This is a genomic window from Variovorax sp. CF313, from assembly GCF_000282635.1.
GTDB lineage: Bacteria > Pseudomonadota > Gammaproteobacteria > Burkholderiales > Burkholderiaceae_C > Variovorax.
In genome coordinates, this window is record NZ_AKIW01000108.1 from 49,453 (window position 1) to 56,890 (window position 7,438).

Below are 7,438 nucleotides of genomic sequence, written 5' to 3' on the forward strand. Positions count from 1 at the left end.
TGTCATTGGCCGCCGGGGCTGGTGTCCACCGACGATGTGCCGTAGAACGCGCGCACCGCATCCACGAGGCGCGTGCGTTCGAATTCGGGATGCAGCCGGTAGCGCAGCAGGTGTTCGCCGACGAACAGCAGCGTCACCATCACCGGCGACAGCACATTGGCGAACAGCGACCACTCGGAGAACGGCCGTGTCAGGTAGATGAGGATCGACGCCAGCACCGTCAGTGCGAAGAAGCCGGTCCAGATGCGCGTGAGCTGCGTGGTGTAGGCCAGCATGTGGCCCTTGAGCGGATGCACGCGCTGCGCGAACTGGGTGATCAGCGGCAGGCCGCGGCCGCGCAGTGTCGAGCCGAACCAGCCGCACAGGGCTGCGTTGATGGCCACGTGCTGCAGCACGTACAGCCGGTTGGGATCGCCCGCCTCACCAAGGAAGACGAGCGAAAAACCGCCAATGCCCAGCACGGCCACGGCGGCAAGGCCCCAGCGGCCGAACCAGCTGGCGGCCAGGCCCATGGCGGCGAGCCAGAGCGGGCCGAGCAGCACCACCACCGCCCATGGCTCCGTGGCGTGGAACAGCGTCATCCAGTGAGAGAGGCCGGCATATGCAACCCCCACCACCAACAGGAGTGCTATTCGCCATCGCGACATGGGATCAGGAAGCTACGCGATGCTGGGCGACGTGGGTCGCGAGCGTGCGCAGCGACTGAAAAATCTGCTGGTTGCGTTCGTCGTCCGAACGCAGTTGGAACCCATAGCGGCGCGAGACTTCGAGCGCCACTTCGAGGATGTCGATGGAGTCGAGTCCCAGGCCTTCGCCATAGAGCGGTTCGGTCGGCACGATGTCCTCGGGGGCCACTTCGAGATTCAGCGCGCTCACGAGCAGCACGGCCAGCTCTTTTTCGATCGGCGACTGTTCGGAGGCATCGCCAGTGGCGGGAATGGGGGGCTGAGCAGTCGATGACAAAAAAACCTCCTGAAACTTTTGCCTGAACTATCGTGCGGGTCGTGGATTATAGGAGGGCCGCTTAGGGCCTGTTCGCCCTGTGCAAGGGGGTCGCGTTGCTTCGAAAAGGGGCTGGCTGTGGCGAGCTTCGCGACCCCCTTGCACAGGGTGCACAGGCCCTAGACTACCCGCTTCGATACGACCCGGAGCGCCCCATGGCCGACCCCCTTCTGATCGCACGGCATGAAGCCATCGAGTGCAATCTTCTCCCCAGCCTGGCCAACCGCCACGGCCTGATCACCGGCGCCACCGGCACCGGCAAGACCGTCACCCTGCAGACCATCGCGGAGAAGCTGTCCAGCATCGGCGTGCCGGTGTTCATGGCCGACGTCAAGGGCGACCTGACGGGCGTCAGCCAAAAGGGCACTATCGGCGACAAGCTGGCCGCCACGCTGAAAGAACGCGGCATCGATCTGCCCGAGCCCTCCGCCTGCCCCGTCACGCTGTGGGATGTGTTCGGCGAACAGGGCCATCCGGTGCGCGCCACCATCTCCGACATGGGCCCGCTGCTGCTGGCCCGCATGCTCGACCTGAACGAAACACAGGCCGGCGTGCTGAACCTGGTGTTCAAGATCGCCGACGACAACGGCCTGCTGCTGCTCGACCTGAAAGACCTGCGCGCCATGCTGCAGTACGTGGGCGAGAACGCGAGCCAGTTCACCACCCAGTACGGCAACATCAGCGCCGCCAGCGTGGGTGCCATCCAGCGCGGCCTGCTGCAGATCGAGACCCAGGGCGGCGACAAGTTCTTCGGGGAGCCGATGCTCAACATCGCCGACTTCATGCAGACCGTGGGCGGCAAGGGGGTCATCAACGTCCTCGCGGCCGACAAGCTCATGAACTCGCCGCGCCTGTACGCCACCTTCCTGCTGTGGATGCTGTCGGAGCTGTTCGAGCAGCTACCCGAAATCGGCGATCCCGAGCAGCCCAAGCTGGCCTTCTTCTTCGACGAGGCCCACCTGCTGTTCAACGAGGCGCCCAAGGCGCTGGTGGAACGCATCGAGCTGGTGGTGCGCCTGGTGCGCTCCAAGGGCGTGGGCGTGTATTTCGTCACGCAGAACCCGCTGGACATTCCCGATACGGTGCTGGCCCAGTTGGGCAACCGCGTGCAGCACGCGCTGCGCGCATTCACCCCGCGCGACCAGAAGGCCGTGAAGGCGGCCGCCAGCACCATGCGCCAGAAGCCGGGCCTCGACATCGAAACCGCCATCACCGAACTCGCGGTCGGCGAGGCGCTCGTGAGCTTCCTCGACGAAAAGGGCCGCCCGAGCGTGACCGAACGCGTATTCGTGCTGCCGCCGGGCAGCCAGCTCGGCCCGATCACGCCCGACCAGCGCAAGGCGCTGGTCACGGGCTCGCTGGTCGCGGGTGTCTACGAGAAGACGGTGGACCGCGAATCGGCCTACGAAAAGCTCAAGGGCCGCGCCGAGAGCGCACCCGACGCGCCCGCGGTTGGCGCGGGTGGCAAGCCCGCGGCCGAATCGTCCGGCTCCGGCATGGGCGGCATGCTCAACGACATGCTCTTCGGCACCACCGGGCCGCGCGGCGCGAAGCACGACGGGCTGGTGCAGACCATGGCCAAGTCGGCGGTGCGCACGATGGGCACCTCGGTAGGCAAGGAGATCCTGCGCGGGGTGCTGGGCGGGATCTTCGGCAGCAAGAAGCGCTGAGGATGCCCCCTCGGGGCCGCCTACCAGCGCAGCAGGCGCGGCCCCAGCGCGGCGCCAGCCAGCACCGGCACCGCGATCCCGCTCACGTACCAGACTGCGAGAAACGGCGCGGTGAGTTCCATGCAGTGCAGCGCATAGATCGCGGCACCAACGCCTCCGGCCAGCGCCCCGGCCGCGGCCCCCGCCAGCGCCGGCCGCGTGGGCGCCATCCCCTTGAGCGCCACCAGCGTGGCCGCGAGCACCGGCAGCGCCATCAGCCCGATGCTCAGCGCGCAGATGCGCCATGACTGCCCCATCAGAGAGGGCATGCGCGCTTCCATCGGCAGGGTGAACCAGGCGGCCACCGCCAGCACCCACACCCCGAGCACCGGCAGCGCCGCGCCGACCCAGGCGCGCCGCGGCGCCACACCCGGCCGCGCAAGCCGCTCCACGGCCACGAAGCCGGCCGCTGCGATGCACAGCGGGAACAGCACCTTGACCCAGAACATCGGCCAGAACATGGCCTGCACGATGTCGTACCGCACGCCGTACCCGGCGAACAGGATCGCGAACGAGAGCGGCAGGCCCAGCAGCACCGCCAGCCCGATGCGCCGGCCGGCGCGGCGGCGCGGCGCGGCCACCTCACCATTCGCCAGCATCGCGACGAGATCGTCGGTCTTCATGCCGCACTTCCCCAATTGCTGCCGCACCGCGCCGCCAGCGCCTTGAGCCCGCGGTGGATACCGACCTTCACGGCCGACTCCGACATGCCGGTCAGGCTCGCGGTTTCCGCCACCGACAGGCCTTCGATCTTCACGTGCACGATCGGCAGGCGCTGGCGCTCGGGCAGGGTTTCGAGCAGGCCGCCGAGGTCGCGCTTCGCATCGCTGGCCTCCTCGGCCGATTCGGTGAACACAGCCAGGTCGTCGTCCAACGGGTCATGCAGGTCTTCGCGGACCGACTTGGCGCGCAGCAGGTCGATCATCTTGTAGCGCGCAATCGCATGCACCCAGGCCGTCAGCGGCTGGTCGCTCTGGTAGGTGTGGCGCTGGTTGTGCATGGCGAGCAGGCATTCCTGGACGAGGTCTTCCACTTCATCGGGCCAGCCAAAGAGGCGCTTGCCCAGAAAGGCGCGCAGGTGCGCGCTGAGTCGCTGCAGGAAGTCGCGGTAGGCCTTCGCGTCGCCGTCGAGGCCGCGAAGGAACAGGCTGCGCAGCGCCGCTTCCGCGTCGCTCGGGTTCACCCTGCTGCTTATTGTGTTTCGTGCCATCGGGCCGGCCGGTTACAGCCGTGTCGAAAAAAAGATTCCGGCTGATTGTGCCCAAGCCATCCGCTTGCAAGCGCCACACGCCATCGGTACATTGTGTTTTTTGAGGGCCTCCAATGTCTGCAGACAGTACAACGATCCCTTCCGTCCCCGGCGGCGTCACGCCCCTCCCCCCGCTCCATCCCTCGACGTCGACCGGCCACATCCGGCTTACCTCGCACGCGGGCGGCTTCGGTGCCCTGCCCATCCAGTGGGGCGCGGCCACCGCCACCGAACGAGGGCCGGTCGTCGGCACCACCACCAAGCGCGCGCACCGCAACGTCATCGGCACGCACAGCGGTTCATACAGCGTGTACCGCGCGTTGGCGGTGGCGGCAGGGGCGCTCAAGCGCGAGCACAAAGCCGACCTGACCAACACCGCGCCGACCGACGTGATCGGCCCGTATCCGCAGTGGAGCGATCCGGGCCGCATCGTGTCACTCGACCCGTGGGGCGCACTGGTGGCCGATGTGTTTTCTGCAGAACTCGCGGCGGGCTACGACATCCGCCCGACCATCGCGATCACGAAGGCCCACGTGATCCTGCCCGAGGTGATCGAGGCGCTGCAGAGCGGCCGCCTCAAGGCCGATGGCAAGTTCCTCACCGCCGGTGGCGCCGCGATGGTCACCAAGGCCGCCATCGAACCCGTGTGGTACCTGCCCGAGGTGGCGCGGCGCTTCGGCTGCTCCGAGACCGACCTGCGCCGCACGCTGTTCGAAGAGACTGGCGGCATGTACCCCGAGCTGGTCACGCGCTCCGACCTCGAAGTGTTCCTGCCGCCCATCGGTGGGCAGACGCTCTACATCTTCGGCAATCCGCGCGACCTGGCCAATCCCGACGTTGAGCTCACCGCGCGCATCCATGACGAGTGCAACGGCTCCGACGTGTTCGGCTCCGACATCTGCACCTGCCGGCCCTACCTCACGCACGCCATCGAGGAGTGCATCCAGGGTGCGCAGCGCGGCGGTGTCGGCCTGATCGCCTACTCGCGCAAGGAAGGCCGCGCGCTCGGCGAGGTCACCAAGTTCCTGGTCTACAACGCGCGCAAGCGCCAGGTCGGCGGCGACACGGCCGACCAGTATTTCGCGCGCACCGAGTGCGTGGCCGGGGTGCAGGACATGCGCTTCCAGGAGCTGATGCCCGACGTCTTCCACTGGCTCGGCATCAAGAAGATCCATCGGCTCGTGTCGATGAGCAACATGAAGTTCGACGCGATCACCGGCTCGGGCATCGAGATCGGCGAGCGGGTGAACATTCCCGACGAGCTGATTCCAGCGGACGCCCGCGTCGAGATGGACGCGAAGATGGCCGCCGGCTATTTCACGCCCGGCCCGGTGCCGGACGCCGACGAACTCAAGAAGGCCAAAGGCCGGGGACTCGCCGAATGAGCAACAGTCACGACCAATTCGACAACATGCCGGTCGACGGATCGGGCAGCTTGCCGCCGGGCGGCGCGGGCGAGATCGACCCGTCCATCGAATTCACGGCCGACACCGCGCACCCTGCCGGCGCTGCCAGCCTGCTGCGCACCACAGCCGCCATCCGGCAGCGCGCGGGCGCCCTGCTGGCGCGCGCGCGCCGGGGCGAATCGCAGTGGTTCCGCATCGGCGGCGACGACACGCTCGAAGACGCCGCACGCACCGTCGCGGAGGTCACGCGCGAGCGTTATCCGTGGGACACCATCCCGTACCACAGCCGCTGGCGCCATTTCGAGGCGGGGGGCGCCGACCGGCTGAAGCAGCTGGACGAGTTGCTCGGTCCGCGCATCGATGCACGGCAGCGCGCCCGCGCGCACATCGACCTCGTGCTGGTGAGCGTGCTGCTCGACGCCGGCGCAGGCCCCGACTGGGGCTACACCGAGCCGGCCACGGGCGCGCGCTTCACGCGTTCCGAAGGGCTGGGCGTGGCGAGCTTCCACGCCTTCACCAGCGGACTTTTCTCGTCGAACCCCGACCATCCCTGCCAGGCCGATGCGGCCGGCCTGCGCGGCCTCGTCACCGACCGGCTCGGCGACGCGTTCCAGGTCAGCGAAGTCAATCCGCTGGTGGGCCTCGCGGGCCGCGCGGTGCTGCTGCGCCGGCTTGGCGAAGCGATGAGCGAGCAGCCCGAGACCTTCGGCGAGGACGGCCGCCCCGCCGGCATGTTCGACGCCCTCGTGGCGCCCTTCGGCGCCGCCACGCCGCCCACCGCCGAGATCACCGCGCACCAGATTCTTTCGCTGCTGCTGGAGACGCTCTCGCGCATCTGGCCTGCGGCCAACGCGGTCGACAGCATTGCCGCCGACGGCAGCGACAGTGCAGGCGGCATCGGCTCGGGCGACCCGGCGCTGGCGCTGGGCGACTGCTGGCGCCACAGCGCGGTGCGCGGACCCGGCCTCACCAATGGCTGGATGCCCTTCCACAAGCTTTCGCAGTGGCTCACGTACTCGCTGCTCGAGCCCTTCGAGTGGGCCGGAGTGAAGGTGCGGCACCTCGACGCGCTCACGGCCCTGCCCGAGTACCGCAACGGCGGCCTGCTGATCGACAGCGGCGTGATCGTGCCGAAGGACCCCGCCTTCCTCGAGCGCCGCTGGAAGGTGGGCGATGAGTTCATCGTCGAATGGCGCGCTCTCACGGTGGCGCTGCTCGACGAAGTAGCGCCGCGCGTGCGCAAGGTGCTCGACCGCACCGAGGAAGAATTGCCGCTGGCCTGCGTTCTGGAAGGCGGCACCTGGGCGGCGGGCCGGGCTCTGGCACAGCGCTTGCGTGACGGTGCTCCGCCTCTGCTGATCGAGAGCGACGGCACTGTCTTCTAGACTCCCGGTTTTCAGCAACGATAGAAAAAATTCCAATGAGCAACGTCCACCTCGTCAACCACCCCCTCGTCCAGCACAAGCTCACCCTGATGCGCCGCAAGGACGCGTCCACCAACAGCTTCCGCCGGCTCCTCAATGAAATCAGCATGCTCATGGCCTACGAGGTCACGCGCGACATGCCGATGCAGGACATCGAAGTCGAGACCCCGCTCGAGACCATGCAGGCCAAGGTCATCGACGGCAAGAAGCTGGTGCTGGTGTCGATCCTGCGTGCCGGCACCGGCATCCTGGACGGCATGCTGACCGTGGTGCCGGGCGCGCGCGTCGGCCACATCGGCCTGTACCGCGACCCCAAGACGCTGACGGCCGTGGAGTACTACTTCAAGATGCCGGGCGAGATGGAGAACCGCGACGTGATCGTGGTCGACCCGATGCTGGCCACCGGCAACTCGGCCGTGGCCGCAGTCGAGCGCCTGAAAGAGCTGAACCCCAAGTCGATCAAGTTCGTCTGCCTGCTGACCTGCCCCGAAGGCGTCGCAACCATGCAGAAGGCCCATCCGGACGTGCCGATCTACACGGCCGCGATCGACCGCGAGCTGAACAGCCACGGCTACATCCTGCCCGGCCTCGGCGACGCGGGCGACCGGATCTTCGGCACGAAGTAAGGCTCGCCCCCAGGCTGCGCGC

The 7,438-nt window shown here is 67.9% G+C and carries 8 protein-coding genes; 4 read left to right on the forward strand and 4 right to left on the reverse strand.

What is annotated here, in order from left to right; genetic code table 11:
• Positions 1-2: 2 nt before the first annotated feature.
• Together PMI12_RS24500 and PMI12_RS24505 are read right to left on the reverse strand one after the other, a co-directional pair.
• A complete protein-coding gene (locus PMI12_RS24500) occupies positions 3-581 on the reverse strand; it encodes a hypothetical protein (RefSeq protein ID WP_235507914.1) in 579 nt (192 codons plus the stop codon).
• Between the two features lie 70 nt (positions 582-651).
• Positions 652-963 carry a phosphopantetheine-binding protein gene (locus PMI12_RS24505; RefSeq protein ID WP_007837856.1) on the reverse strand — a complete coding sequence of 104 codons (312 nt, stop codon included), beginning with the start codon at positions 961-963 and terminating at the stop codon, positions 652-654.
• 194 nt (positions 964-1,157) lie between these two features.
• Here PMI12_RS24505 and PMI12_RS24510 point away from each other — a divergent pair, with 194 nt between their 5' ends.
• A complete protein-coding gene (locus PMI12_RS24510; RefSeq protein WP_007837857.1) occupies positions 1,158-2,672 on the forward strand; it encodes a helicase HerA-like domain-containing protein in 1,515 nt (504 codons plus the stop codon).
• A gap of 20 nt (positions 2,673-2,692) precedes the next feature.
• Here the strand turns inward: PMI12_RS24510 and PMI12_RS24515 are convergent, their stop codons facing one another.
• Together PMI12_RS24515 and PMI12_RS24520 are read right to left on the reverse strand one after the other, a co-directional pair.
• On the reverse strand, positions 2,693-3,334 hold the full coding sequence (locus tag PMI12_RS24515; protein WP_007837859.1) for an NrsF family protein: 642 nt from the start codon (positions 3,332-3,334) through the stop codon (positions 2,693-2,695).
• Positions 3,331-3,921 carry a sigma-70 family RNA polymerase sigma factor gene (locus tag PMI12_RS24520; protein ID WP_007837861.1) on the reverse strand — a complete coding sequence of 197 codons (591 nt, stop codon included), beginning with the start codon at positions 3,919-3,921 and terminating at the stop codon, positions 3,331-3,333. The genes PMI12_RS24515 and PMI12_RS24520 overlap by 4 nt, the downstream gene beginning before the upstream one ends.
• 113 nt (positions 3,922-4,034) lie before the next feature.
• On the opposite strand from PMI12_RS24520, the gene PMI12_RS24525 reads away from it, so the two are divergent.
• From PMI12_RS24525 to upp, 3 genes are read left to right on the forward strand one after another with little or no spacing between them, the layout of a single operon-like run.
• Positions 4,035-5,345 (forward strand): GTP cyclohydrolase II, encoded by a 1,311-nt coding sequence (locus PMI12_RS24525; RefSeq protein WP_007837869.1) that lies wholly within the window; start codon positions 4,035-4,037, stop codon positions 5,343-5,345.
• Positions 5,342-6,751, forward strand: coding sequence for a URC4/urg3 family protein (locus PMI12_RS24530; protein ID WP_007837872.1), 1,410 nt, complete (start codon positions 5,342-5,344; stop codon positions 6,749-6,751). The genes PMI12_RS24525 and PMI12_RS24530 overlap by 4 nt, the downstream gene beginning before the upstream one ends.
• Positions 6,752-6,786: 35 nt before the next feature.
• The gene (gene upp, locus PMI12_RS24535) at positions 6,787-7,416 is read left to right on the forward strand and encodes a uracil phosphoribosyltransferase (RefSeq protein WP_007837874.1); all 630 of its coding nucleotides are present in this window, start codon (positions 6,787-6,789) and stop codon (positions 7,414-7,416) included.
• Positions 7,417-7,438 lie beyond the last annotated feature (22 nt).